22 protein-coding genes are annotated in these 25,867 nt (G+C 62.6%); 13 read left to right on the top strand and 9 right to left on the bottom strand.

Annotation, left to right across the window (positions count from 1 at the left end; all coding sequences use genetic code 11):
* Positions 1 to 299 precede the first annotated feature (299 nt).
* Positions 300 to 4,241 (top strand): trifunctional transcriptional regulator/proline dehydrogenase/L-glutamate gamma-semialdehyde dehydrogenase, encoded by a 3,942-nt coding sequence (putA, locus tag Q0V31_RS01915; protein ID WP_298183869.1) that lies wholly within the window; start codon positions 300 to 302, stop codon positions 4,239 to 4,241.
* Positions 4,242 to 4,743: 502 nt separating this feature from the next.
* Here the strand turns inward: putA and Q0V31_RS01910 are convergent.
* Positions 4,744 to 6,711 carry an alkyl sulfatase dimerization domain-containing protein gene (locus tag Q0V31_RS01910; RefSeq protein WP_298183867.1) on the bottom strand — a complete coding sequence of 656 codons (1,968 nt, stop codon included), beginning with the start codon at positions 6,709 to 6,711 and terminating at the stop codon, positions 4,744 to 4,746.
* Positions 6,712 to 6,803: 92 nt separating this feature from the next.
* On the opposite strand from Q0V31_RS01910, the gene Q0V31_RS01905 reads away from it, so the two are divergent.
* Positions 6,804 to 7,751, top strand: coding sequence for a LysR family transcriptional regulator (locus tag Q0V31_RS01905; protein ID WP_298183865.1), 948 nt, complete (start codon positions 6,804 to 6,806; stop codon positions 7,749 to 7,751).
* 63 nt (positions 7,752 to 7,814) lie between these two features.
* Here Q0V31_RS01905 and Q0V31_RS01900 read toward each other — a convergent pair whose 3' ends face one another.
* The 5 genes from Q0V31_RS01900 to Q0V31_RS01880 all read right to left on the bottom strand — a co-directional run bounded on the left by Q0V31_RS01900 (position 7,815) and on the right by Q0V31_RS01880 (position 11,792).
* Complete coding sequence (locus Q0V31_RS01900; protein ID WP_298183863.1) at positions 7,815 to 8,435, bottom strand: DUF4157 domain-containing protein; 621 nt, start codon at positions 8,433 to 8,435, stop codon at positions 7,815 to 7,817.
* A 135-nt stretch (positions 8,436 to 8,570) separates the two neighbouring features.
* On the bottom strand, positions 8,571 to 9,338 hold the full coding sequence (gene phnE / locus Q0V31_RS01895) for a phosphonate ABC transporter, permease protein PhnE (RefSeq protein ID WP_298183856.1): 768 nt from the start codon (positions 9,336 to 9,338) through the stop codon (positions 8,571 to 8,573).
* Positions 9,326 to 10,162 (bottom strand): ABC transporter permease, encoded by an 837-nt coding sequence (locus Q0V31_RS01890; protein WP_298183853.1) that lies wholly within the window; start codon positions 10,160 to 10,162, stop codon positions 9,326 to 9,328. Before Q0V31_RS01890 ends, phnE begins: the two co-directional genes overlap by 13 nt.
* Complete coding sequence (locus Q0V31_RS01885) at positions 10,156 to 10,953, bottom strand: ATP-binding cassette domain-containing protein (RefSeq protein ID WP_298183851.1); 798 nt, start codon at positions 10,951 to 10,953, stop codon at positions 10,156 to 10,158. Before Q0V31_RS01885 ends, Q0V31_RS01890 begins: the two co-directional genes overlap by 7 nt.
* Positions 10,950 to 11,792 (bottom strand): putative selenate ABC transporter substrate-binding protein, encoded by an 843-nt coding sequence (locus tag Q0V31_RS01880; protein WP_298183844.1) that lies wholly within the window; start codon positions 11,790 to 11,792, stop codon positions 10,950 to 10,952. Before Q0V31_RS01880 ends, Q0V31_RS01885 begins: the two co-directional genes overlap by 4 nt.
* Before the next feature lie 224 nt (positions 11,793 to 12,016).
* Here Q0V31_RS01880 and selD point away from each other — a divergent pair, with 224 nt between their 5' ends.
* Both selD and mnmH read left to right on the top strand, forming a co-directional pair.
* Complete coding sequence (gene selD / locus Q0V31_RS01875) at positions 12,017 to 13,051, top strand: selenide, water dikinase SelD (protein ID WP_298183842.1); 1,035 nt, start codon at positions 12,017 to 12,019, stop codon at positions 13,049 to 13,051.
* Positions 13,051 to 14,151: a tRNA 2-selenouridine(34) synthase MnmH gene (gene mnmH, locus Q0V31_RS01870; RefSeq protein WP_298183835.1), complete on the top strand. Its 1,101-nt coding sequence runs from the start codon at positions 13,051 to 13,053 to the stop codon at positions 14,149 to 14,151. The genes selD and mnmH overlap by 1 nt, the downstream gene beginning before the upstream one ends.
* 122 nt (positions 14,152 to 14,273) lie before the next feature.
* Here mnmH and Q0V31_RS01865 read toward each other — a convergent pair whose 3' ends face one another.
* Positions 14,274 to 14,894, bottom strand: a complete 621-nt coding sequence (locus tag Q0V31_RS01865; protein WP_298183832.1) for a glutathione S-transferase — start codon at positions 14,892 to 14,894, stop codon at positions 14,274 to 14,276.
* A 271-nt stretch (positions 14,895 to 15,165) separates the two neighbouring features.
* Here Q0V31_RS01865 and Q0V31_RS01860 point away from each other — a divergent pair, with 271 nt between their 5' ends.
* The 9 genes from Q0V31_RS01860 to Q0V31_RS01820 all read left to right on the top strand — a co-directional run bounded on the left by Q0V31_RS01860 (position 15,166) and on the right by Q0V31_RS01820 (position 23,801).
* Positions 15,166 to 15,759: a TetR/AcrR family transcriptional regulator gene (locus Q0V31_RS01860; RefSeq protein ID WP_298183829.1), complete on the top strand. Its 594-nt coding sequence runs from the start codon at positions 15,166 to 15,168 to the stop codon at positions 15,757 to 15,759.
* A 113-nt stretch (positions 15,760 to 15,872) separates the two neighbouring features.
* Positions 15,873 to 16,907 (top strand): NADP-dependent oxidoreductase, encoded by a 1,035-nt coding sequence (locus Q0V31_RS01855; protein WP_298183827.1) that lies wholly within the window; start codon positions 15,873 to 15,875, stop codon positions 16,905 to 16,907.
* A gap of 120 nt (positions 16,908 to 17,027) precedes the next feature.
* Positions 17,028 to 17,270, top strand: a complete 243-nt coding sequence (locus Q0V31_RS01850; RefSeq protein WP_298183826.1) for a hypothetical protein — start codon at positions 17,028 to 17,030, stop codon at positions 17,268 to 17,270.
* 99 nt (positions 17,271 to 17,369) lie between these two features.
* The gene (locus Q0V31_RS01845) at positions 17,370 to 17,831 is read left to right on the top strand and encodes a (2Fe-2S)-binding protein (protein ID WP_298183825.1); all 462 of its coding nucleotides are present in this window, start codon (positions 17,370 to 17,372) and stop codon (positions 17,829 to 17,831) included.
* A 1-nt stretch (position 17,832) separates the two neighbouring features.
* The gene (locus Q0V31_RS01840) at positions 17,833 to 20,025 is read left to right on the top strand and encodes a molybdopterin cofactor-binding domain-containing protein (RefSeq protein WP_298183824.1); all 2,193 of its coding nucleotides are present in this window, start codon (positions 17,833 to 17,835) and stop codon (positions 20,023 to 20,025) included.
* 10 nt (positions 20,026 to 20,035) lie between these two features.
* Positions 20,036 to 21,256 carry a cytochrome c gene (locus Q0V31_RS01835; protein WP_298183823.1) on the top strand — a complete coding sequence of 407 codons (1,221 nt, stop codon included), beginning with the start codon at positions 20,036 to 20,038 and terminating at the stop codon, positions 21,254 to 21,256.
* A 13-nt stretch (positions 21,257 to 21,269) separates the two neighbouring features.
* Positions 21,270 to 22,481 carry an XdhC family protein gene (locus tag Q0V31_RS01830; RefSeq protein WP_298183822.1) on the top strand — a complete coding sequence of 404 codons (1,212 nt, stop codon included), beginning with the start codon at positions 21,270 to 21,272 and terminating at the stop codon, positions 22,479 to 22,481.
* 28 nt (positions 22,482 to 22,509) lie between these two features.
* The gene (locus Q0V31_RS01825; RefSeq protein ID WP_298183821.1) at positions 22,510 to 22,836 is read left to right on the top strand and encodes a putative quinol monooxygenase; all 327 of its coding nucleotides are present in this window, start codon (positions 22,510 to 22,512) and stop codon (positions 22,834 to 22,836) included.
* Positions 22,833 to 23,801, top strand: a complete 969-nt coding sequence (locus Q0V31_RS01820; protein ID WP_298183820.1) for a radical SAM protein — start codon at positions 22,833 to 22,835, stop codon at positions 23,799 to 23,801. The genes Q0V31_RS01825 and Q0V31_RS01820 overlap by 4 nt, the downstream gene beginning before the upstream one ends.
* On the opposite strand, the gene Q0V31_RS01815 is transcribed toward Q0V31_RS01820, so the two are convergent.
* Both Q0V31_RS01815 and Q0V31_RS01810 read right to left on the bottom strand, forming a co-directional pair.
* Positions 23,779 to 24,378 carry a nucleotidyltransferase family protein gene (locus Q0V31_RS01815; RefSeq protein WP_298183819.1) on the bottom strand — a complete coding sequence of 200 codons (600 nt, stop codon included), beginning with the start codon at positions 24,376 to 24,378 and terminating at the stop codon, positions 23,779 to 23,781. The two genes, Q0V31_RS01820 and Q0V31_RS01815, sit on opposite strands and share 23 nt — an antisense overlap.
* A gap of 241 nt (positions 24,379 to 24,619) precedes the next feature.
* Positions 24,620 to 25,744: an alkene reductase gene (locus Q0V31_RS01810; RefSeq protein ID WP_298183818.1), complete on the bottom strand. Its 1,125-nt coding sequence runs from the start codon at positions 25,742 to 25,744 to the stop codon at positions 24,620 to 24,622.
* Positions 25,745 to 25,867 lie beyond the last annotated feature (123 nt).

The following is a 25,867-nucleotide window of genomic DNA, read 5'->3' as shown; positions in this document are numbered from 1 at the left end:
GCTTTGCTGAAATAGCGTGACTTAGATAAATAGGTACAACCTTTTCTGGTCTTCGGGTTGCACCTGTTGTCGGAAAATTAATGCATTTTTAAAACAGCCGTTTTACCTCGCCACTGCGAGTTTCTCCTGCGGGCAGCCAGGTATTTGAGGCTTGCCCTAGGATGGGTGGGGTTGGCGGTGACTGGTGGACTGCAAATAGTGTGCATTTGCCGGGTTGCGCCTAGTTGCACCTTTAGCCTTGAGAGGTTTAATCTCGCGCCAGTTTTTTTGCCGTGCTCCAGCCCATACAGGACAAACCAATGGCCACCACTACCCTTGGCGTAAAGCTCGATGATGCAACCCGTGAGCGCCTCAAGCAGGCTGCGCAGAAAATTGACCGCACGCCACACTGGCTGATTAAACAGGCGATTTTCAATTATCTGGAACAGGTTGAGGGTGGATTGACCCCGGCCGAACATTCCGGCCTGGCCGCAGCTGCCGGTGAAGAGCCGGTTGAGGCGCTGACCGAGCAGGGTCTGCAGGTGTTCCTCGACTTCGCCGAAAGCATCCAGCCGCAATCGGTACTGCGCGCGGCGATTACCGCGGCTTACCGTCGTCCGGAAATCGAAGCCGTGCCGATGCTGCTGGAGCAGGCGCGTCTGCCCAAGGACATGGCCGAGGCCAGCAACAAGCTGGCCATGCGCATTGCCGAGAAGCTGCGCAGCCAGAAGAACGCCGGTGGCCGCCAGGGCTTGGTGCAGGGCTTGCTGCAGGAATTCTCGCTGTCCTCGCAGGAAGGTGTCGCGCTGATGTGCCTGGCCGAAGCGCTGTTGCGTATTCCGGACAAGGCCACGCGTGACGCGCTGATCCGCGACAAGATCAGCAACGGCAACTGGAGCCAGCACCTGGGCAACAGCCCGTCGATGTTCGTAAACGCCGCCTCCTGGGGGCTGTTGATCACCGGCAAGCTGGTCTCTACGCATAACGAAGCCGGCTTGGTCACCTCGCTCAATCGCATCATCGGCAAAGGCGGCGAGCCGCTGATCCGCAAGGGCGTGGACATGTCCATGCGTCTGATGGGCGAGCAGTTTGTTACCGGCGAAACCATCGCCGAAGCCCTGGCCAATGCCACCACGATGGAAGATAAGGGTTTCCGTTACTCCTACGACATGCTCGGCGAAGCCGCGCTGACTGACGAAGATGCCAAGCGTTACCTGGCGTCCTACGAGCAGGCGATCCATGCCATCGGCAAGGCGTCCCATGGTCGTGGCATCTACGAAGGTCCAGGCATCTCGATCAAGTTGTCGGCGCTGCACCCGCGCTATAGCCGTGCCCAGCACGAGCGCGTGATGGATGAGCTGTACCCGATCCTGCTCAGCTTGACCAAGCTGGCCAAGCAGTACGACATCGGCCTGAACATCGACGCCGAAGAAGCCGATCGTCTGGAAATCTCCCTCGACCTGCTGGAGCGCCTGTGCTTCGACCCGGCCCTGACCGGTTGGAACGGCATCGGTTTTGTCATCCAGGCTTACCAGAAACGCTGCCCGTACGTGATCGACTATGTCATCGACCTGGCCAAGCGCAGCCGTCACCGCCTGATGATCCGTCTGGTAAAAGGCGCGTACTGGGACAGCGAAATCAAGCGCGCCCAGGTCGAAGGTCTGGAAGGCTATCCGGTGTACACCCGCAAGCCGTACACCGACGTCTCCTACATTGCCTGTGCGCGCAAGCTGCTGGCCGTGCCGGAAGCCATCTACCCGCAGTTCGCCACGCACAACGCTCACTCGTTGTCGGCGATCTATCAGCTGGCCGGGCAGAACTACTACCCCGGTCAGTACGAATTCCAATGCCTGCACGGCATGGGTGAGCCGCTGTACGAGCAGGTCGTGGGCAAAATCGCCGACGGCAAGCTGAACCGTCCGTGCCGTATATATGCGCCGGTCGGCAGCCATGAAACCTTGCTGGCTTATCTGGTGCGTCGCCTGCTGGAGAACGGCGCGAACACCTCGTTTGTTAACCGCATTGCCGACCACAGCATCTCGATTAAAGAACTGGTGCTCGACCCGGTGCAGCAAATCGAGCAAATGGCCGCGCAGGAAGGTGGGCTTGGCCTGCCGCACCCGCGAATCGCGCTACCGTGCGCCCTGTATGGTGCTGCCCGGAAAAACTCAGAAGGCATCGACCTGGCCAACGAACATCGCCTGGGGTCGCTGTCTTCGGCGCTGCTGAGCAGCACTAACAACGCTTACAAGGCCATGCCGCTGCTTGGGTGTGACACGCCAGAGCTGGGCGAGGCGCAGCCGGTGCGCAACCCATCGGACCATCGTGACATCGTCGGCCATGTGCATGAGGCCAGCGTGCAGGATGTGCAAAATGCCGTGCTCTGCGCGGTGTCCAGTGGGCAGATCTGGCAGTCGACCCTGCCAGGTGAGCGCGCCGCAGTGCTCGACCGCGCGGCGGATCAGATGGAGGCGGAAACCCAACAGCTGATGGGCTTGCTGGTGCGCGAGTCGGGTAAAACCTTTGCCAACGCCATTGCCGAAGTGCGCGAGGCCGTGGACTTCCTGCGTTACTACGCGGCGCAGGCACGTAACCACTTCAGCAATGACAGCCATCGCCCGCTGGGTCCGGTGGTGTGCATCAGCCCGTGGAACTTCCCGCTGGCCATCTTCAGTGGCCAGGTGGCTGCGGCTCTGGCAGCTGGTAACACTGTGCTGGCCAAACCGGCCGAACAAACCCCGCTGATCGCTGCCCAGGCGGTACGCATTCTGCTGGAAGCCGGCGTGCCGGCCGGTGCCGTGCAGCTGCTGCCGGGCCGTGGCGAAACCGTGGGTGCCGGCCTGATCGGCAACGAGCGGGTGCGCGGCGTGATGTTCACTGGCTCCACCGAAGTGGCCGGGATTATCCAGCGCAACCTGGCCGGTCGCCTGGATGCGCATGGTCGTACCCTGCCGTTGATCGCTGAAACCGGCGGCCTCAACAGCATGATCGTCGACTCCTCGGCACTCACCGAGCAGGTGGTGGTTGATGTCGTGGCCTCGGCCTTCGACAGCGCCGGTCAGCGTTGCTCGGCTCTGCGTGTGCTGTGTGTGCAGGAAGATGTGGCCGATCGCGTGATCAACATGCTCAAAGGTGCCATGGCCGAATACAGCCTCGGCAACCCGGAGCGCTTGAGCACGGATATCGGCCCGGTAATCGACGCCGAAGCTAAGGCCAATATCGATCAGCACGTCGCGAAAATGCGCGACAAGGGCCGCAAGATTTTCCAGGCAGCGCGCAGCAATGGCGATGACCTGAGCCGCGGTACCTTCGTCACGCCGACGCTGATCGAACTGGACAGCTTCGATGAAATGACCCGTGAAATCTTCGGCCCGGTGCTGCACGTGGTGCGTTATGCCCGCGCAGACCTCGGCAAGTTGCTGCAGCAGATCAACGACAGCGGCTATGGCCTGACCCTGGGTGTGCACACGCGCATCGATGAAACCATCGCTCAGGTGGTGGGCAGCGCCAAGGTCGGCAACCTCTACGTCAACCGCAACATGGTCGGTGCCGTCGTGGGCGTGCAGCCGTTCGGTGGTGAAGGCCTCTCCGGCACCGGCCCGAAAGCCGGTGGCCCGCTGTACATGTACCGTTTGCTGGCCACCCGCCCGCATGATGCGGTGGCCAAGCAGCTGCAGCAGGAAGAGGGTGAAATCCAGCGTCCAGCGGCGCAGGCCAAAGTCATCCAGGCGCTGCAGGAGTGGGCGGCTGAGCATGAGCCGAGCCTGTCTGCCTTGAGCACGCAGTATGTAGAACTGGCGCAAAGCGGCACGGTGCAGCAGTTGGCTGGCCCGACCGGTGAGCGCAACAGCTACAGCCTGCTGCCGCGTGAGCATGTACTGTGCCTGGCCGATGAACGTGGCGATTTGCTGGTACAGCTGGCGGCGGCGTTGGCCGTGGGTTGCCAGGTGCTGTGGCAGGAAAGCGAGCTGACCCAGGCGCTCTTGGCGGCACTGCCCAAGCTGGTGCAGCAGCGCATTACCCTGCTCAGCCAATGGAGCAGCAGTGAGGTCGGTTTCGATGCGATCCTGCACCACGGTGACTCCGATCAGTTGCGTGAGGTCAGCCAATTGGCGGCCCAGCGCCCTGGCGCGATCATCGGTGTGCATGGCTTGAACAAAGGTGAGACTGACATCCCACTGGAGCGCCTGTTGATCGAGCACGCGTTGAGCATCAACACCGCAGCGGCCGGCGGTAACGCCAGCCTGATGACCATCGGTTAAGCCGCTGCCGCGCTAAGTGCCGGGCCGTTGTCCGCTACTCAGCGCACCGAGCATGACACCCGGCAGGTTTGCCTGCCGGGGTTGCACGCAACACCGGCTTACCGCCACCCCCAGGTACTTTGCCCAAGCACCTGATGCTGCACGCGGCACCTGCCGTTACGCAGCGCCCTTCGTACACCCGGTAACGGGGGCTACCCGCCGGTACGAGGCGTTTCTTCCCCTCTGGCATTTCGATGCGATGCACCGGCCTACCCGGCTGGTGCTGGAGCGGCGCTACCTGCGCCGCTCCAATCGATCGCCTGGCGCTTTCTCTTAAACCACCTGTCCACTGATTTTCGGCGATACCCATCGTCAGCGTCTGCAGTTGTGCACGACGCATATTCGCCTGGGCGTCACAGGCAGGTATTGCAGCAGGTGCCGCCCAATGGTCTGTCGTACAGGCCAAACAGCGCAGCGGTTTTGGCTGCGCTGCAGGCACATTTGACGGGCAAGCCGCGAGTGCTTACTGGCGGGTGACGATAGGGAAGCGTCCGTCCGGCTTATCCAGCAGGCTAAAGAAGCGCCCCAGCGCCAGTGCACTGCCGTCGATCGACACCTGGTCGGAGCTGAACAGGGCCGCGACACCGGCCTGGCCGGTGATCATTTGCAGGAAGAAGTCCTGGCTCAGATTGAGGCTGGCGTCGGCCTCAGCAACGTCGTCTGCCGCCACGCGACGGTGGTGCAATACGGCGTTTTCGATCCACAGGTGATAGCGCACGCCGCTGTCGGTGAAATTGAGATTGATCCGCAGCGCACTGTCGGCCGCTGCGATGCCGTCCAGTTTGCTGGCCATCACTTCCAGAAAGCGCTCGGGCTCCGTGTGCTTGAGCATGTCGAGCATCATCGCCGAGGTGAAGCCGTCTTGCGGCAGGCCGTGGCGCAGCTCATAGGCACCGCTCAGGTAGACGTTCCGCCACGCCGCAGACTCGGCTTGATAACCCAGTTGCTCGAAGCTGCGGGCTTGCAGGTCGCGCGCCGCCGCATGCTCAGGGTCGGCATACAGCAGGTGCTTGCCCAGCTCGGCCGCCCAGCGATAGTCACCCTCGGCATAGGCCTGTTCGGCACTCGCCAGCAATTGCTCGCGGCCCCCGGCGAGGGCCACGTACTTGGCGGCCGCGTCCACCGGTGGGAGTGGGTCGAGGTTGGCGGGGTTGGCGTCATACCAGCCCAGATAGAACTGATAAATGCCGCGCACGTTGTGCTTGAGCGTGCCGTAGTAGCCATGTACGTGCAGGTGTTGGTCGAGGCTTGGCGGCAGCCGCAACTGCTCGGCGATCTCCGGCGCGGTGAGTCCGGCATTCATCAGTCGTACGGTTTGGTCGTGCAGGTAGCGGTAGACATCACGCTGCGCGGTGAGAAACGCCTGGATGTTGGTTTGCCCCCACACCGGCCAGTGGTGTTGGTTGAACAGCACCTGGGCCTCGGCGGCGTGGGCACGGCTGGCGTCGATGTAGTTGGCCCACTGCAGGGCATCGCGCACCTTGGCGCCACGCAGGGTGTAGAGGTTGTGCAGGGTTTGTGAGAGCAGCTCAGCGCCGCCAAAGGCGTTTAGCTCTGGCAGGCTGAAAGTCATCTCCGCCGGGGCCTCGGCTCCGGGCGTGTTGTAGAAAACAAAGCGTACGCCATCGACGTCCAGCGTCTGTTCGCTGGCGCTGATCAGTTGGGTCGGCGGCAGAATGCCCATGTGACCAAACGCCACCGCCTTGCCCAAGCCGTTGTCGACCATGCCCTCGGCGGTACGTGGCAGGCGTTTGCCGTACATAAAGGTGGCGCGGCGGGTCATGGCAACGCCCATCATCAGGTTTTCGCTGGTGGCCTCCTGCATAAACCCGGCCGGGGCGATCACCGGTACCTGTCGAGCCTTGGCGTCTTCGGCAGTGAGCACACCGAGGGCACCGCCAAAGTGATCGACATGGCTATGGCTGAAGATCATCGCGCTCACCGGGCGCTGGCCCAGATGTTGTGCGACGAAGTCCATGGCGAAGGCGGCAGTTTCCCGGCTGGTCAGCGGGTCGATGACAATCCAGCCGCTGTCGCCCTCGATCAGGGTCATGTTGGCCAGGTCAAAGCCGCGCAGTTGATAGATTTTCTCGCTGACTTTGAACAGACCAATCTGGTTATTCAGCAGCGCCTGTCGCCACAGGCTCGGGTTGACGGTGGCAGGCGCTTCGTCATGGATAAACGCGAAGCTGTCGAAGTCCCAGATCAGTTGGCCCTCGGCATCGCGCACCTGGCCCTGCGGTGCGGCAATCAGGCCGCGCCGTGCCTGGGCCAAGCCCTCGGTGTGGCTCAAGTCGTATTGCTGCAGCACCTCAGCCTGGGCGGCTTGCGTGCTTGGCGTGGCGGCGCTGGTGCTGGGCGCGGAGCTGTCGCTGCAGGCGCTGAGAAACAACAGGGTGCTGGGTAATAACCAGCGCAAGGGCAGATTCATTGGCTTACTCCACGGGTTGACTGGTCAGAGCATGGGGTGCGGGATACCATGCGTCCAATGCAGCTAAAGCATCTTTTCAATGCGTGTAAGACATGAATATAGAGCTCCGTCACCTGCGTCATGCCCTTGCTCTCGCCGAACATGGCAACTTTGCCCGTGCTGCCGAGGCGCTTCACCTCTCCCAGCCGGCGTTATCGCGCAGCTTGCAGGCGCTTGAAGCGCAGGTTGGCGAGCAACTGTTTGACCGCAGTCACCGTGAAGTGACCCCCACGGCGATGGGCGAGTTGCTGTTGCAGCATGCCCGCAAACTGCTGCTGCATGCCCAGGACCTTAAGCATGACCTGCAATTGGCGCGCGGCTTGCAGCAAGGGGAGTTACGCATAGGTGTAGGCCCCTTCGCCGGCGCCGCCCTAGTCGCCCCGGTGCTGGCCATCTTGAGCCGTGCCCATCCAGGGGTGTATCTGGAGGTGATACTGGCGCCCTGGCAAGAGCTGCCGGCGCGCTTGCAACGTCGCGAAATCGATCTGATGGTGGTGGATTTGCACGAGATTGAAGACGATCCCAGCTATGTCGTGCAGCTCCTCGGTGAGCACCACACGTTGCCCGTGTGCCGCGCCGGTCATCCGCTGCTTGAGCAGGCCTCGCCCAGTACCGAGGCGCTGTTGCGCTACCCGCTGGCCGGGCCCAACCTGCCCGAGGCGATTCGCGAGGAACTGCTCAAGCGCCTGCCCAGTGCGTTGCAGAACACCTGGCGCGCGCAGTGGAAACTGGCGATCACCTGCGACAGCTCGGCCATGCTCAAGCAGCTGCTGTTGGGCTGTGAGGCGCTGGCGCTGTTGCCGTGGTTTATGGTGGAAGACGAACTGCAGCGCGGCGACTTGCAGGCATTGCCTAGCCTTGCCCCGGGGCTGAGCGGGCGCTTCGGCGTTGCTCGCCTGCACGGCCGGCGCTTATCGCTGGCGGCGCAGTGCTTTATCGAGGCACTGCTGGCGCATGACGTCGCCGTGCGCCAGCGCCAAGCCGCATGGCTGGCTCGCTAAGAGAAGGCGAACAGCAAGGGCGGCAGGTTGCTTCGGCGGCCTCTCCCGATGTTCAGGCGTCGGTTAGGGCACCGTCTCGCTCAGGCTCAACTGATTGCGCAGTGCCCGAGCGACCTCAATCTGCAGTTTGTAAGCGGGCGCTTCGATGGCGTCGTGGTCGCGGGTGTAGCGGCGGGTAAATTCGCGCACGCCCCATTGCTGGTATTGCTGCACATGCAGCAACTCATGGGCCCAGAGCGCGACATTTTGCTGCGCGTCCTCAGCGTTACGGAAAACGATGATGTCGATCAGCGTCACCGCCAGCACGTCGGGGTTTTGCAGCAAGGCATTGCCGGCGTTCAGCGCCTCGCCGCCACCGACCTTAAAGCGCGCCGAGTCGAGCACCGCTATATCGAAATAGGCCTCTAGCTGCGCGCGGATATGCAGAGGCACAGGCTCGGTGCCGTCGGCTGCCGCGCGCTCACGCGCTTGCTGCAAGCCTTGCTCAAGACCTGTAGCGGCTATCTGGGTGGCGTTTTCGTACAAGCCATCGATGTCGGCCTGGCTGAGCGGCGCACAGAAGCACACCACGGCACACACCTGCTGCTGCCCGCTGGGGCAGGCGAGAACCGAGGCGGTTAGGCCGATCCCGCCAACCAATAAGGCGACCCAGCGCAAAGGGTGACGCAAAAACACAGCAGGCAAGGACGTCTCCCTAGAGCAATAACGAGCGCGGCTGGATGGGGCAGTTCCGCGTTGGGTTTGGACAGTGGCCATTGCGCTTGGTTGCAGCGGCGCAGAGACCGCTCAGCGCAAGACGCATCTGCCTGATGCGTGCGGCTACACCCGCACCCAGCGTTGGCGGCTCCAGCCACTCAGCGCATCGACGCCGAACACCAGCAGCAACATCGCCAGGATGACCGTGCTGGCCTGTGCTTCCTGGAACAGGCTAAGGCTGACATAGAGCATCTGCCCCAAGCCGCCGGCCCCGACGAAGCCGAGCACGCTGGCCATGCGGATATTGTTTTCCCAGCGGTACAAGCAGTAAGCCAACAGCTGTGGCCACAGGTTGGGCAGGGTGCCGTAGCAGAACGCCGCGACCTGGCCGCCGCCTTGTAGGCGAATCGCTTCGGCCGGTGCGGTCGGGGTGTTTTCCAGGGCTTCGGCAAACAAGCGGCCAAGTACCCCGGCGGTGTGCAGAGCCAGGGCCAGGGTGCCGGCATTCGGGCCGAGGCCGGCGGCCAATACCATTAAGGCCGCCCAGACCAGCTCGGGAATTGCCCGCAGGGCGTTCAGCAGCAAGCGGGCCGCGCTCTGCAGCGGCCAGCCGAAACGTCCCGCTGCGGGTAACGCCAGGAGCACGCCAAACACCGCTGCCAGTAAGGTGCCGATGGCTGACATGGCCAAGGTTTCCAGCGCGCCATGGCCGATGGTTTGTAGGTGGTCCGTGCTCAGGTCGGGCGTCAGGAAACGCTGCACGTAGCCGGCCATCTGCGCCAGGTTGTCGCCACCGATCAGCGTGCCGAGGTCGATGCCCAGGTAGACGAACGAGGCGTACACCGCCACGCCGATGATCACTAATAACAGCAGGTTGATCAGCCGGTGCATGCCAACCTCCGGCGCAGTAAGCGGCTGAGTTGGTCGGCCAGCAGCACCAGCAACAGGAAGGTCAGCAGCATGCTGGCCACCTCGCCGCCAGCGAACATGCGCAGCGACAGGTCGATCTGCTGGCCAAGGCCGCCGGCGCCGACAAAGCCCATCACCACCGAGGCGCGGATCGCACATTCCCAGCGGTATACCGTGTAGGAGGTCAGTTCCGCCGCGGCATTCGGCAGGATGCCGTAGACGAACGCCGCCAGTCGGCCGCTGCCGGATTGCAGCAAGGCGTGCATGGGGCGTTGATCGACCGACTCGTAAATTTCCGCATAGACCTTGCCGAGCATGCCGCTGTAGGTGATGGCGATGGCCAGCACCCCGGCGGTGGGGCCGAGGCCGACGGCGCGCACGAACAATAGCGCCCAGACGATTTCCGGCACGCTACGCAGGAAGATCAGCAGCCCGCGTACCGGCCAGCGCAGTAGCTGCGCCAACGTTTTAGGCCGGCCGTCACGGGAGGCCGCCGACAGCGACAGCGCGCGACTGGCCAGCAGGCTAGCCGGAATCGCCAACAGCAGCGCCAGGGCCATGCCGGCGGTGGCGATGGCCAGCGTTTGCAAGGTGGCTTGCAGCAACAGGTCGAGAAACTCGGCGTCATGCGCCGGCGGCCAGAAGCCGGCGACGAAACGGCCCATCTCGCTTTGGCTGTCGGCGTGCAACAGCACACCGAGGTCCAGCTCGCTGAGCTGAATGCCGGGCCACAACAAGGCCAGCGCCAGCAGGCTGAGTAGCAGGCGAGGCAGGGCGGCCGGGTCGCGCTGAACGCGGTTTAGCATCGCGGAGTCTGCAGGCTTAGGCTGACGGCGGGGAGGGGCGGTGAGAGCAGCTGTTCGTTGGCATACAGCGCATCGAGCTGCGCCTGATCGACTTCGGCGGCCGGGCGGTCGAACAAAATCTGCCCGTCACGCAGGCCAATCACCCGCGGGAAGTGCGCCAGGGCCAGCTCCACCGCATGCAGGCTGGCGATCAGGGTGACGCCGCTGGCTTCGGAATGCCGACACAGCACGTTCAGCGTATGCGCGGCGAGCACCGGGTCCATCGCCGAGACCGGCTCATCGGCCAGCAGCAGCTCGGGTGCCTGGTACAGCGCGCGGGCAATGCCCACGCGCTGCAACTGACCACCGGAAAGCTGCTGGCATTGGGCGAATACCTTGTCGGCCAAATCCAGTTTGCCCAGCTCACGCTGTGCGCCAGGGATGTCCAGCGGGTACAGCAGGCTTAGCAGGCTCTTGGTCACACTCCACTGGCCGAGTTTGCCGGCCAGCACAGCAGTTACCACGCGCTGCCGCGCCGGCAGCGGCGGCGCTTGATGGACTAGGCCGATGCGCGCGCGCAGGCGCTGGCGTTGCCGGCCAGAGAGCTGCCAAGGCTGTTCGCCGAGCACGTGCAACTCGCCGCTGCTGGGTTGCAGGGCGGTGGCCAGCAGATTGAGCAGGCTCGACTTGCCGGCCCCGGAGGGGCCGATGATCGCCACGCGCTCGCCTTGGGCAATGTGCAGATCAAGATTGCCCAGGGCGTGAACGCCGTTACCGTGCTGCAGCGTCGCCTGAATCAGGCGTAGGCTCATTTCAGCAGATCGGCGGCGCGGGCGGCGTCCTCGATGCCTTGATAGTTCTCGGGCTTGGTTTCGATAAAGCGGCTGGCAGCCTGCAGGTCGAGAATCGCCTTGTGCGCCGGGTTAGCCGGGTCGAGGGCGAGGAACGCCGCTTTGATTTTCTCAACCAGCACCGGGTCGAGGCTGCCGCGCACGGTCCAGTTGTAGTCAAAGTAGCTTGGGGTGGTGGCGAAGACTTTGACCTTGCTGGTGTCGACCTTGCCGCTGGCGACCAGCTTGTCCCACACGCTGGCGTTGAGCACGCCGCCATCGACCTTGCCGGCCTGGACCCAGGCGGCGGTGGCGTCATGTGCGCCGGAGTAGCCAATGCGGCTGAAGTAGTCTTCCGGCTTGATGCCGTCCTGCAGCATGAAATAACGCGGCATCAGGCTGCCGGAGGTCGACGACACCGAACCAAAGGCAAAGGTCTTGCCCTTGAGGTCGGCCAAGGAATTGATGTTGGCGTCGGCGGTGATGAACTTGCTGGTGAACTGGGCATCCTGCTCGCGCTGCACCAGCGGAATGGCGTTACCGGTTTTTTGGCGGACCTGGACGAAGGTGAAGCCGCCGAGCCAGGCCATGTCGAGGCGATCAGTGGCCAGCGCTTCAACCACGGCCGGGTAATCGGCTACCGGGGTGAACTCGACGGGCATGCCCAACTGCTGTTCCAGATAGGCGCCCAGCGGTTTGAATTTGCGCAGCAGTTCGGTCGGCGCTTCATCCGGGATGGCGCTGACGCGCAGGGTTTCGGCGGCGTGGGTCAGGCTGGCGGACAGGCACAGGGCGGCGAGCGCCAAGGAGCGTTTAAGCATGAAGATTCTCCGGTTCAATAGCGGAAAAGGTTCTAAGTGTCAGCTCAGCGGATCGGCTGGCTGCGTGTCGTCAGTAATCGACGTGGCGCGATTATAGGGAGCGCTGCGCTAAAGACCAGCGTTGCCGGCAGACCGTTGGAAAACAAGCGGCGTTGGCAATCCTGCGTTTACAACGGCCTGTTAGAATCCGCGACCTGTTTTCTGATTTGCCGAGAGCCTGACCGATGAGCGAGCCGATCCGCCTGACCCAGTACAGCCATGGAGCCGGTTGTGGCTGCAAGATTTCCCCCAAGGTGCTGGACGTGATCCTCGCCGGTAGCGGTGCGCAGAACCTCGACCCGAAGCTGTGGGTCGGCAACGCGTCGCGTGACGATGCGGCGGTGTATGCCCTCGATGACGAGCGCGGGGTGGTTTCGACCACCGACTTCTTTATGCCGATTGTCGATGACCCCTATGACTTCGGCCGCATCGCCGCGACCAATGCGATCAGCGACATCTATGCCATGGGCGGCGACCCGCTAATGGCCATCGCCATCCTCGGCTGGCCGGTCAACCTGCTGCCGCCGGAAGTGGCCCGCGAAGTGATTCGCGGCGGCCGCGCGGTCTGTGATGAAGCCGGCATTGCACTGGCCGGTGGCCACTCCATCGACGCGCCCGAGCCGATCTTCGGCCTGGCGGTAACCGGCGTGGTGAACAAACGCCACATGAAGCGCAACGACACCGCCACGGTCGGTTGCCGGCTGTACCTGAGCAAGCCGCTGGGCATCGGCATCCTCACCACCGCCGAGAAGAAGTCCAAGCTGCGCGCCGAAGACGTCGGCCTGGCGCGTGACTGGATGTGCACCCTGAACAAGCCCGGCAGCCGTTTCGGCAAGCTCGCCGGGGTGACCGCGATGACCGATGTCACCGGTTTCGGCCTGCTCGGCCACCTGGTGGAAATGGCCGATGGTGCCGGCCTCACCGCGCAGCTCGACTACGCCGCCGTGCCGCGCCTGCCGGGCGTTGACTACTACCTGGGCGAAGGCTGCGTACCCGGCGGCACCCTGCGTAACTATGAGAGTTACGGCGAGAAGATTGCGCCGATCAGCGAGGCGCAGCGCAACCTGCTCTGTGACCCGCAGACCAGTGGCGGTCTGCTGGTGGCTGTCACCCCGGAGGGCGAAGCCGAGTTCCTCGCGGTGGCTGCCGAGCTGGGCCTGAACCTGGCGCCCATCGGTCGTTTGCTTGAGCGCCAGGCGCACGCGGTAGAGGTGCTCTGATGCGCGACAACAGCAGTGACTACCGTGACATCTTCCTCAATGACCGGCCGCTGATGGATGCTCGTGCGCCGGTGGAGTTCGCTAAGGGTGCCTTCCCCGGTGTGCTCAACCTGCCGCTGATGGACGACATCGAGCGACAAAAAGTCGGCACCTGCTACAAGCAAAAAGGTCAGGATGCGGCCATCGAGTTGGGCCATCAGCTGGTCAGTGGTGCGGTCAAGGATGAGCGCGTCGCGGCCTGGAGTGCCTTCGCCAAGGCTAATCCAGAGGGTTACCTGTACTGCTTCCGCGGTGGCCTGCGCTCGCAGATCACCCAGCAGTGGCTCAAGGACGCGGGTATCGAATATCCGCGGGTGATCGGCGGCTACAAGGCCATGCGCAGTTTCTTGCTGGAAACCACCCTGCAGGCGGTGGCCGAATGTAAGTTCGTCATCGTCGGCGGCATGACCGGCACCGGAAAAACCGAGGTGATCAGCGCGCTGGGCAACAGCCTAGACCTGGAAGGCCACGCCAACCATCGCGGCTCCAGCTTCGGCAAGCGTGCCACCGGCCAGCCGGGGCAAATCGACTTCGAGAACCGCCTGGCCATCGACATCCTCAAGCAGCGCGCCGCCGGCACCCAGCAGTTTGTGCTGGAGGACGAGAGCCGCCTGGTCGGCACCTGCTCGCTGCCGCTGGAGCTGTACCAAGGCATGCAGAATTATCCGCTGGTGTGGCTAGAAGACAGCTTCGCCGGCCGCGTCGAGCGCATTCTCGGTGATTATGTGACCGACCTGTGCGCCGAGTTCATCAGCGTGCATGGCGTTGCGGATGGCTTTCGCCTGTTCGCCGAGCGGCTGCTGCAAAGTCTGAGCAATATCCAGCGGCGTCTGGGCGGCGAGCGTTATCAGCGGCTGTTGGCGATCATGCAGGCGGCACTGGATGAGCAGCAGCGCAGCGGCAATGTTGACCTGCACCGTGGCTGGATCGAGGGGCTGTTGCGTGAGTATTACGACCCTATGTATGACTTCCAGCGCGAGAGTAAAAGTGCGCGGATTGAGTTTGCCGGCGAGCAAGCGGCGGTCATCGCCTACCTGAAAGCGCGCCAGGTTAACGGCTAAACCGAGGAAGGCCTGAGCCTAGGCGCGAGGCTCAGGTATTAAGCACGCTGACGTTAGCGGCTAACGTCAGCGCCGGCTGGCAGTGCAGCGCCGTTTAAAGCCATGGTTGCTGAGGCTTCGACTCAGCCTTGGTCTTTTTCAATAGCGCGCTGATAACTACTGATCTTTTCCAGGTTACGGATATAACGCTCGATGTGGGGGAATTGCTCTCCGCCTTTCAGGTTGTTCAGTGCGCCCTGTACGACGAAGCCCAACATAAAGTCCGCACCGGTCAGACGCTCTTCTACCAGGAAGTTCTTGCCCTCAAGGTGGCTGTTTATAAAGGCAAATACCTTGTTGAATTCAGCCTGTGCGTAGCCGTTCAGAAACTTCAGGTCGGTGCCTGACTGAGTCTCATATTGATTGAAGACCTTCAGCAAGAACGGCAGCATGGCGGAGCTTTCTGCGAAGTGAATCCACGTCAGGTAATCAATGTATGCAGCTGAACCCTCATCAGGTGCCAAGTGCGGTGCCAGGCGCTTAATCAGCACTTCCAGCATCGCCCCGGACTCGGCAATGACTTGCCCGTCTAGTTCAATCACCGGCGATTTGCCGAGCGGGTGAATGGCTTTCAGGGAGGCAGGGGCCAAGTGGGTTTTTGCATCGCGCGTGTATGTGATTAACTCATAGGGCTCACCGATTTCCTCCAGCAGCCAGAGGATGCGAATTGAGCGTGAAGCATTCAGGTGGTGAAGTTTGATCATCGGTATAGCTCCGTTGGGGCGCATCGGGCATCTGGCGCGCGGATGAGTATTGGGTAATTGGCGTGCTCTGGGCGCATGCTACTCGCACACTAGTCAACCGGTCTACTATCTGCGGGTGTGCTACGGAACCTAGCGTTTTATGCGGAAAAGTCTCTGCAAGTTGGCTGATGGCTTTGCGGCTTGGCCTGGGTGGCCGAGGTGGAGTGTTGCTATAGTAGGGTCTTGATATCAGCTGTAGACGACTGGTCTAATTTATTGGTAATCTGCCCCGATGAAGCAAAACTACGATGACACGCGCCAGCATTTACTCGATACCGGCCACCGCATGATGGTGGTGAAGGGCTTCACGGGTGTGGGCCTTAACGAGATTTTGCAGGCCGCCAGCGTGCCGAAAGGCTCGTTCTACCATTACTTCAAATCCAAAGAGCAGTACGGCCAGTCCTTGCTCGAGGATTACTTTCGCACTTATCTGGCGAACATGGACGAGCGCTTCGCCGTCACGGGCAACACGGCCCGCGAACGGCTGATGGGCTATTGGCAGAAGTGGCTGGACAGCTACTGCGAGCCCTGCGATGAGCAGAAGTGCCTGGTGGTGAAGTTAAGCGCTGAGGTGGCGGATCTCTCGGAGTCCATGCGCCTCACGCTGCGCGATGGCGCAGATCAAATCATTGTGCGGATCGCTGACTGCATTGAGCAGGGGCAGCAGGACGGTTCCCTGCCGCAGGGCGAGGCTTACCGCACGGCGACGGCCCTTTACCAGCTGTGGCTGGGGGCCAGCCTGCTGAGCAAGCTGCACCGCAATAGTCGGTCGCTGGAAAACGCCATGGCCACGACCCTGGCCATGCTGGCCGCTGACAACGCCTGATGGCGAGATTGCCCACCTGTAGGTGGGCATTTTTTACCGGTCTTGTAGCCGACTGGTCTAATTTATTTGCACCGAGACAACCTCTTCTTCAACACCCGCCAAGGAGTTTGCACATGCCCCAGTCAAAGCAAATCAATCGACGCGTTGTGCTGGCCTCGCGCCCGCACGGCGCACCGGTCGAGGCGAATTTCCGCATTGAGCAAAGCCCCATTCCTGAACCTGCCGAGGGGCAGGTGCTGCTGCGTACCGTCTACCTATCGCTCGACCCTTATATGCGCGGGCGGATGAGTGATGCACCGTCCTATGCCGCGCCGGTGGACGTCGGTGGGGTGATGGTGGGTGGCACCGTAGGCCGTGTGGTTGCCTCAAAAAATCCCGCCTACAAGGTCGGTGACTGGGTGCTGTCCTTTGCTGGCTGGCAGGACTATGCGCTGTCCGATGGCAGCGACCTGACCGCGCTGGGCGAGTCGCCGGCGCAGCCTTCTTATGCCTTGGGCATCTTTGGCATGCCGGGCTTCACCGCGTATATGGGCTTGCTCGATATTGGCCGGCCGCAGGCGGGTGAAACCCTGGTAGTAGCGGCTGCCACCGGGCCGGTCGGTGCGACTGTCGGGCAGATCGGCAAAATCAAAGGCTGCCATGTGGTCGGTGTCGCCGGCGGCGCGGAAAAATGCCGGCATGCGGTCGAGGTGCTGGGGTTTGATGCCTGCCTCGATCACCGTGCGCCAGACTTCGCCGAGCAACTGGCCAAGGCCTGCCCGGCGGGTATCGACATCTACTTCGAGAATGTCGGCGGCAAGGTCTTCGATGCGGTGCTGCCGCTGCTCAATACCAAGGCCCGAGTGCCGGTCTGCGGCATTATTGCGCACTACAACGATACCGCTTTACCCAGCGGGCCAGATCGGTTGCCGTCTTTGATGGGCAGCATTCTGCGCAAGCGTATCAATGTGCAGGGTTTCATTATTTTTGATGATTACGGCCACCGCTACGACGAGTTTTTTAATGATATGTCGAGCTGGTTTGCCCAGGGGCGGATCAAGTATCGCGAAGAATTGGTGAGTGGTCTGGAAGAGGCGCCTAAGGCCTTTATCGGCCTGCTCGAGGGTCGTAATTTTGGCAAGTTGGTGGTCCGCGTCGGTGAAGACTGATTGCCGCTTGTTGGAATAACACCGGTTATTGCTCTGCCAGCTCAAGCTCCTTGCTGGTAGGGCTTTTTTATTTAAAAAATCCAGGCCGCTAAGTTACAGGCAATGCCTGCAGGGGTTTTTATGCATGAACGCAGTAAGCGCTCGCATCAAATAAACGCCATGTTCTGGCGTGTAGTGGTGGGCTGCCTGGGGTTATACCCTACGCTCTTATTGGTGCTGAGTGTGTTGGCCCCGCTGACCCGTGACCTGAGTTTCCCGCTAATGGTATTGGTGGAAGTGCTGGTATTGGTGCCTGTCACCCAGCTTATTTCCTTCCCACTGGCCGGGTGGCTGGTTGCCCGTTTAAGGCGAATTGATTCGTGAGGGCATGACGCCGTTTTAGCCTGCCTCACGTACCGCACCCACATGATCAACGCGATAACCAAGGTTGTCGGCATCAACACTTTAAGCAGAGGAAATACTATGCAAACGTTAATCATCAATGGACAGTCGCAGCAGGTTGACGTTGCCCCCGATATGCCTCTGCTGTGGGTCTTGCGCGATGTGCTGGGCCTGACCGGAACCAAGTACGGCTGTGGCATTGCCCAGTGCGGGGTGTGCACCGTACACCTCGACGGTCAGCCGATCCGTTCGTGTGTGACCCCGGTTGCCGCAGTGGCGAGCCGCGCGATCACCACCATTGAAGCCATCGGTGAGACAGCCGTGGGCCAAGCCGTGCAGCAGGCCTGGCTGGCGCACGAGGTGGTGCAGTGCGGTTACTGCCAGTCAGGGCAGATCATGGCCGCCACGGCGCTGCTGCAGAGCCAGCCGAAGCCCGATGATCAGGCGATTGATGCCGCCATGGCGGGTAATCTGTGCCGCTGCGCCACCTACACCCGGATTCGCACGGCCATTCACAGTGTTGGCCAGGTTGAGGAGGCGTGAGATGAAAAAGCCTAACGAAACCAATGTTGATATGTCCCGTCGCCGCCTCTTGCAGGGCAGCGGTATCGCCCTCGGTGGCCTGGTGTTGAGTACCTGGCTGCCGCCGCTGGCGGCCAAGAGTGCCGCCGCCGATGCAGCTGCTGCCGGCCGCCTGGGCGACCGCTCCGCTGAGGGCTTCGGTGCCTTCGTGCGGGTGGGGCCCGATGGCGTGGTTACGGTGATCTCGCCGAAAATTGAAATGGGTCAAGGCGCGCAAACCGGTATTGCCATGATGGTCGCCGAGGAGCTGGAAGTGCCCCTGGATCAGGTGGTGATCCAGGAAGCGCCACCGAACTCGGCGCTGTATACAGACAGCCTGATGCAGTTTCAGGCCACCGGTGGTTCGACTTCTACTCGTGTTACCTGGGAGCCGCTGCGGCGGGCGGGCGCTACGGCGCGGATCCTGTTGATCCAGGCGGCGGCTCTGCAATGGCGCGTCGCGCCGAGCCTGTGCCATGCGCAGAACGGCCAGGTGTTTGGCCCTAATGGTTTGCAGGCTGCCTATGGCGAACTGGTCGAGGCCGCCGCTACGCTGCCGCTGCCCAACGACGTACCGCTGAAAACCCCCGAGCAATTCAAGCTGCTGGGCACCCCCGCGCAGCGCCTGGACACGCCGGCGAAGGTTAACGGCAAGGCGCGCTTTACCATCGACTTGCAAATACCCGGCATGCTGGTGGCCTCCAGTATCACCTGTCCGGTGTATGGCGGGCGGCTGCTCACGGTGGACGACAGTCAGGCGCGCCGGGTGCCTGGGGTGCGCGACATTGTGCGTCTGGACAATGCCGTGGCCGTCACCGCGAGCAACTTCTGGGCCTGTCAGCAGGCCATCAAGGCGCTGAAGATTGAGTGGGATTTGGGCCCACATGCCGCGATTGGTTCAGCGCAGTTGGACCAGGAGTTGCTCGCCGCCAGTAGCCGTGATGGCGTGGTCGCCAAGCGCAGCGGCGACATTGAGCAAGCCAAGCAGCAATCGGCCAGCCAGTTCGAGGCGGTTTACGAGCAGGCGCTGTTGTCGCATTCGCCGCTTGAACCCATGAGTTGTGTGGCCCATGTGCGTAAAGATGCCTGTGAGCTGTGGGTCGGCACCCAAGTGCCGGTGTTCGCCCAGCAGACGGCAGCCCAAGTCACCGGGTTGCCGGCGGAAAAAATCCAGGTGCACAACCAGCTGATCGGTGGCGCATTCGGTCGGCGTCTGGAGTTTGATTTCATCACCCAGGCAGTGGCCATCGCACGCCAGGTTGCTTACCCGATCAAGCTGATCTGGAGCCGTGAAGAGGACATGACCCACGACCTCTACCGGCCGCTTTACGCCGACCGTATGCAGGCCGCTCTTGATGAGCAGGGGCGACCGCTGGGTTGGGAGCACCGCATCGCCGGTGCCTCGATTCTCGCCCGTTATGTCGGCAGCTTGCCGGCCAACGGCGTGGATGCCGATGCGGTGGAGGTGGCGGTCGACCCCATCTATAGCCTGGCGCATTTGCAGGTTCGCTATATCCGTCAGGAGCCGAGCGTTGTGCCCGTGTCCTGGTGGCGCGGCGTGGGCCCGCTGCGCGGCACCTATGCCCTGGAGTGTTTTATTGATGAGCTGGCGCACAACGCCAAGGCCGACCCGGTGGCCTACCGCCTGGAGCTGATGGCAGACCAGCCACGTGCCCAGGCGGTGCTGCGCCTGTTGGCTGAGAAGTGTGACTGGAACCAGCCGTTGCCCGCCGGGCAGGGCCGTGGTGTGGCGGTCAGTGCGGTGTTCGGCAGCTATGTGGCGACCCTGGTTGAACTGGAGATGCAGGGCGACTTGGGCATACGCATCAAGCGCCTGGTCAGTGTGGTGGATTGCGGCTTCGCGACTAACCCGACCTCGGTTAAGGCGCAGATCGAGGGCGGCACTTTGTTTGGCCTGTCCGCCTCGCTATTCAACGAAATCCTCATCGAAAACGGCCAGGTGCAGCAGACCAACTTCCACAACTACCGGCAGCTGCGCATCAGCGAAGCGCCGGCGGTGGAGGTGCACCTGCTGCCGAGTCTGGAAGCACCGGGTGGCGTGGGCGAGGCCGGTACTGCGTTGATCGGTCCGGCCCTGGTCAACGCCCTGTTCGCCGCATCGGGCCAACGCATTCGGCGTTTGCCGCTGAGCCGTTTCGGCTACTACCCGGTTTAAGGAGTTACTGATGAAATTAATAAGCAACCTACTGCTGCTCGCCAGTGCTGCTCTGCTGGCGCAAGCGGCCAATGCCCAGGACGATTCGCTGGCTAAGGGCGAATACCTGACGCGCGCCGCCAACTGCGTGGCTTGCCATACCGTGCCCGGCGGTGAACCTTTCGCCGGTGGCGTTGAGTTCAAGCTGCCGTTCGGCTCGCTGTTTTCACCCAACATTACCCCGGACACGCAAACCGGTATCGGCGCGTGGAGCGATGACGAGTTCGTCAGTGCGCTGCAAACCGGTGTGGGCCGTGATGGCAAGCACTACTACCCGGCGTTTCCCTATACCTCCTACAGCAAGATGTCGCGCGATGACATCCTCGCGATCAAGGGGTATCTCGACAGCCTGGAACCGGTCGAGCAGGCACCGCGCGAAAACCACATCAGCTTCCCGTTCAATCAGCGCTGGGGCATGGTTTTCTGGAATTTGCTGTTCCTTAACGATGAGCCATTTCAGGCGGACAGCCAGCGCTCTGCTGAGTGGAATCGCGGCAAATACCTGGTAGAAGGGCCGGGTCACTGCGGCGAATGCCATACACCGCGCAACCTGTTTCAGGCAGTCAGCAGCGACCGCTCGCTGGCCGGTAACCTGATCCAGGGTTGGAACGCCTACAACATCAGCGCCGACCCCATACACGGCATTGGTGCCTGGCCCACGGACGTGCTTGCTGGCTATTTGAAGGATGGCGCAGCGCCAGGCCTGGGTTTGTCTTCGGGGCCCATGGCAGAGGTGGTGGAAAACAGCTTGCGCCACCTGACCGACGCTGACCGTCAGGCGATTGCCGTGTTCCTCAAGGACTCAGCGCCGCGCAGTGAAGGCGTGCCTCGCCCGCAGCAGGTCACGCTTGCTGAACCGGGCAGCGGTAATGCACTCGGCAACAAGCTGTTCGCCGAAGCCTGCGCCAGTTGCCACCGCTGGGACGGCACGGGCAACCAGAGCCAGACGGCCATGCTGCTGGGCTTGAAGACGGTTAACGATCCGGCCGCCAGCAACTTGCTGGGCATTCTGTTGAGTGGTCACGGTGCCGCCGACGCCCCAGTGAATCGGCGCATGCCGTCGTTCGGCAGCATTTACACCGATCAAGAGTTGGCCGCGCTGAGCAGCTTCATGCTGCAGCGCTTTGGCGAGAGTGCTGCGCAGGTTTCGGTGCCGGCTGTGGCTAAGCGCCGGACCGAGTCCCTGCATTGAGCGGAGGTGTCGCATGTCGGGCCTGAACACATTGCTGGATGCGCTCCTGGCCGAGCGCGAGGCTGGCCGCGAAGCGGTGCTTGCGACTGTGGTCAAGGTCGAGGGCTCTGCGTATCGGCGGCCGGGTGCGCGCATGCTGGTGTCGCGCTTCGGCCGGCCCGAGGGCACCATCAGTGGTGGCTGCCTGGAGGCGGAAGTGGCGAAAAAGGCCTGGTGGCTGACCGAAGCCGGGCCGGCGCTGCGCAGCTACAGCACCGCCGAGGCGGATGAGGCCAGCGAGGAAGCGCTGAGCTTCGGCCTGGGCTGCAACGGCAAGGTGCATGTGCTGTTCGAGCGCCTGCCGGCCAACCGCTCCTGCGCCTTGGTCGATGCTTTGCTCAGCGTGCGCGACAGCCAGCAAGCGGCGGCCATTGCCACGGTGATCGCCAGCTCGGGCGCAGCTGCGCCACGCTTAGGCGAGCGTTTGTGCTTGATGCCTGGGCAGGACGCTGCGGGGGAACTGCTGCGCTCGGCGCTGGTTGAGCAAATCAGCGCTGACCTGCAGCAGACCTTGTTGCGCGGCAAGTCATCCCGCTGTGTCTATCCAAATGGCGCGGGCGAAGTGGAGGTGCTTCTGGAGTACTTGCCGCCGGTGCGACGCCTGGTGATCTTCGGCGCGGGCCATGATGCCCAGCCGCTGGTGCGCATGGCCAAGCTGTTGGGTTGGCAGGTCACGGTGATCGACGGCCGGGCGCACTTTGCCCGCGCCGAGCGCTTTGCCGAGGCTGACCAGGTGCTGGTCGGCGACGTCGAGCAGCCTTTCGCCTACCGCGAACTGGTGCGCGGGGCCGCGGTGGCGGTGATGACCCACAGCCTGGTGCAAGACGCGCATTGGCTACAGGGCGTGTTGCACAGTGAACCCTGCTATGTCGGCCAGTTAGGCCCGCGTGAGCGCACCGAGCGCTTGTTGGCCGGCATCCACGAACAATTGGCTAAACCGCAGGACGAGCTGCCGGGGCTGGAGTGTTTGCATTATCCGATCGGCCTGGACCTGGGCGGCGACACCCCGGAAAGCGTGGCCATGGCGGTGCTGGCGGAAATTCAGGCAGTGCTCAACGGCCGCAATGGCGGCAGCCTGCGTTTGCGCGCCGCGAGTATCCATGACAGCGACCCTGTGCTGGTCGCTGGCCAGGCCGAAGCCGCTGTTACGACAGAGGCTGTTCGGCAGTTCGCCGTGCAGCGCTGATGACTGAGCAACCGAGGAACCCATCCGCATGAATCAAGCCATACGCGTTGTCGCGGTACTGACCGCCAAGGCCGGCAAAGAGCAGCAGGTCGAGCAGGTTCTGCGCGCCTGCGTGCAGCCATCGCGCGGCGAAGACGGTTGCCTGGCTTACGACCTGACTCGATGTGTTGAGCAGGCCGGACGGTTTGTTTTCGTCGAGCGCTGGGCCAGCCATGAGGCGATAGCACGCCATCGGCAGATGCCGCATTACACGGCCATGGCCAATGCGCTTGGCGAGCTGCTGAGTGAGCGTCAGGTTTATGTGCTTGAGGACATCGAAGCCGCCACTGATGCCCACGCGGGCGTCGCCGGGTGATCGTCGATCGACATGGTCGGCGTTTTCGCAAACTGCGCCTGAGCCTGACTGCCGCCTGCAATTACGCCTGCACCTATTGTGTGGCCGATGGCCGTCGCTTGGTGGCCGCGCGGGATGAATTGACGGCCACGGCGATGCTACGTGCCGTCGAGTTGCTCAGGGATGTTGCCGGTGTTGAGGAGCTGCGCATTACCGGTGGCGAGCCGCTGCTGAGCGACCGGCTGGAGCCATTTCTGCAGGGCATAGGTGAGCTGGCGTTGCCGGACATTAGCCTGACCACCAATGGCCAGCTGTTGGCCGGCAAACTGCCGTTATTGCGCCGCGCCGGTATCCAGCGGCTGAATGTGTCCCTCGATACCCTCGACCCGCAGGCCTTTCGCACGATCGCCAAGGGCGGCGACCTGCAGACGGTGCTCAGCGGCATCGAGCAGGCGCGCCAAGCCGGCATGAGTATCAAGATCAACATGGTGCCGATGCGTGGCAGCAACCTCGATCAGGTCATGCCGATGTTGGCGTTCTGCCTGCAGCGTGGCTACGAATTGCGTTTTATCGAACTGATGCGCATGGGCCATCTGGCCCAGCATGCAGAGGCTTTCCGCGCTCAGTTTGTCGGCCAACGCGAGCTGCTGGAACTGATTGCTGAGCGTTATGCCTTCACCCAGGCTGAGGCGCCGGTGGACTCCACCGCGCTGCGTTATAGCGTGGGCGAGCGCGGCGCGTTCGGCATCATTGCCAACGAAAGCGCGCCCTTTTGCCGGAGCTGCAGCCGTCTGCGCCTGTCGTCTACCGGCTGGTTATACGGGTGCCTGTCATCCAATCGCGGGCACTTTATGGGCCCGCTGTTGGATCTACCGACTGAGCAGGCACAGCCGCAGCTGGCAGGCTTGCTCGGCCGCGCGCTGGCGGACAAGCAGGACGCTACGTTTACCGGCAGTGCGCTGATTATGAAATCGGTGGGAGGCTGAGGTCGGCCGGCCTGTCGACGTCGCGCAGAATACCGTGGTCATCGAGCGTCACGGCAATCACCTGCTGCGCATGGCTGGCGATCAGGCCCTTGGCCCCATTCTCGCCCTGCAGTTGCATCAGCTGCGGCCAGTAGCGCCGGCCGAATAACACCGGGTGGCCGCGCTGGCCCTCGCAGTAAGCCACGACTATATGTTCAGCGTCGGCCTGTGCTCGCAGTTGCCGCAGGGTGGCGGCAGAAATCCACGGCATATCCCCGAGCAGCACCGCCACCGCAGTGGCCTGCGTGTGTGCCAGGCTCTGCATGCCGGCAGCCAGGCTTGAGCCCATGCCCTGTTTGGCGTTGGCCGCCCGCACCAGCTGAACGCCGGGTGGAATAGCCAGGGCCTGGGCATCGTCCTCGGCTTTTAGCACGACGCGAACATCGCTGAAGGCTTCTTGCGTGCGCAGCACTGTCGCGCGCAGCAGGCTGTTGCCGTCGGCCAGCTTGGCCAGGCGTTTGTCGCTGCCAAAGCGCTGCCCGTAGCCGGCGGCCAGTACCAGGCCGACACAGTCCGGGGTGCTCTGCAGTTCTGTCATATAGAGAAGTCCTTAATGCTCTGCCGGGTTATTGCGCCGCGCAGTGCTGAGTGTGGGCTTGTAGGCAGGTCTTGGGCAACGATCTGGGGTGTCGCCGCGTGTGGCTCGCCGTTATGCAAAGGGTGGATAACGGCAGCAGCCATTCTGCGCTAGGGCGCAGTCGTCAGAGAAGGCGGGCGCTTTTTATGGCCCTAAACAATACGGCCGTCAGGGTTAAACCGTGACGGCCGCTGGTGCAGGTTTACTCGGCGTAGGTGGGGTAGTCGCTATAACCCTTCTCCGTGCCGCCGTACATGCTGCTTGGGTCGACCGGGTTGAGCGGCCAGCCATTGGCAATGCGCTGCGGTAAATCCGGGTTGGCAATAAACGGCCGGCCAAAGGCGATCAAGTCGCCCAAGCCCGTCTCCAGGGTTTGCGTCCCGCGTTGTACGGTGTAGCGGCCGGCGTAGATGATGCGGCCGCTAAAGGCTTGGCGCACCTCACGGCGGAAGTCATCGGGGAGCGCCGGGGCATTGTCCCAGTCGGCTTCGGCAATCGACAGGTAAGCGATGCCCGCCTCTTCGAGCACTTTGATGGCCTCGATGTAGGTGCTGTGCGGGTCTTCCTCAACCAGGCCCAAATAGACCCGGTCCTCTGCCGTGCTTTCAAACAACGGCGCGAAGCGCACGCCCAAGCGGTCGGCGCCGACAACTTCGGCTACGGCCTGGACAATCTCGCGCAGGAAGCGCAAACGGTTGTGCAGCGAACCGCCATATTCGTCGTCACGCTGGTTGCTGTGCGCGGAGATGAACTGGTTGACCAAATAGCCGTTGGCGCAGTGGATTTCCACGCCATCAAAGCCTGCACTCAAGGCGTTGCGTGCGGCCTGTGCGTACATCTGCACCAGTTCTTTGACCTCGGCATTGCTCAGTGCGCGGGGCAGCGAAGGCTCGGCCAGAGCGCCGGCACCTGGGCCGGTTTCAATAAATACTTTGACGTTGGTCGCGGCAATAGCCGAAGGCGCTATCGGTGCTGCGCCATTGGGCTGCAGCGAGGTGTGCGAGACCCGACCGACGTGCCAGAGCTGGGCGAAAATGATGCTGCCGGCGGCATGCACGGCGTCGGTAACGTTGCGCCAGCCGTCGACCTGCTCTTGGCTGTGAATGCCGGGCGTCCAGGCATAACCCTGGCCACGGGGTTCGATCTGCGTGCCTTCGGTGACCATAAAGCCTGCGCCGGCACGTTGCTGGTAATAGGTGGCCATCAGCGGGTTGGCGATGTTCCCCGGCTGGGTGCTGCGCGAGCGGGTCAAGGGCGGCAGGACGATGCGATTGTTGAGCAGGTAAGGGCCGAGTTGCAGCGACTGAAAGAAGCGACTTGTATCCATTGTTGGGTTTCCTAGTTATGCCGCGGCCACCTAGCGGCCACGGACGAAAAGTGCGCCTCTGCCTGAGGTGGCAGAGGCATTAGCGCGGCCTTAGGCCAGCCGGCTTAGCAACGCTTGGGCCGG

This window comes from uncultured Pseudomonas sp. (assembly GCF_943846705.1).
Classification (GTDB): Bacteria; Pseudomonadota; Gammaproteobacteria; order Pseudomonadales; family Pseudomonadaceae; genus Aquipseudomonas.
Note: the sequence above shows the minus strand (reverse complement) of the source record. Positions and strands in the feature narration are given on the sequence as shown.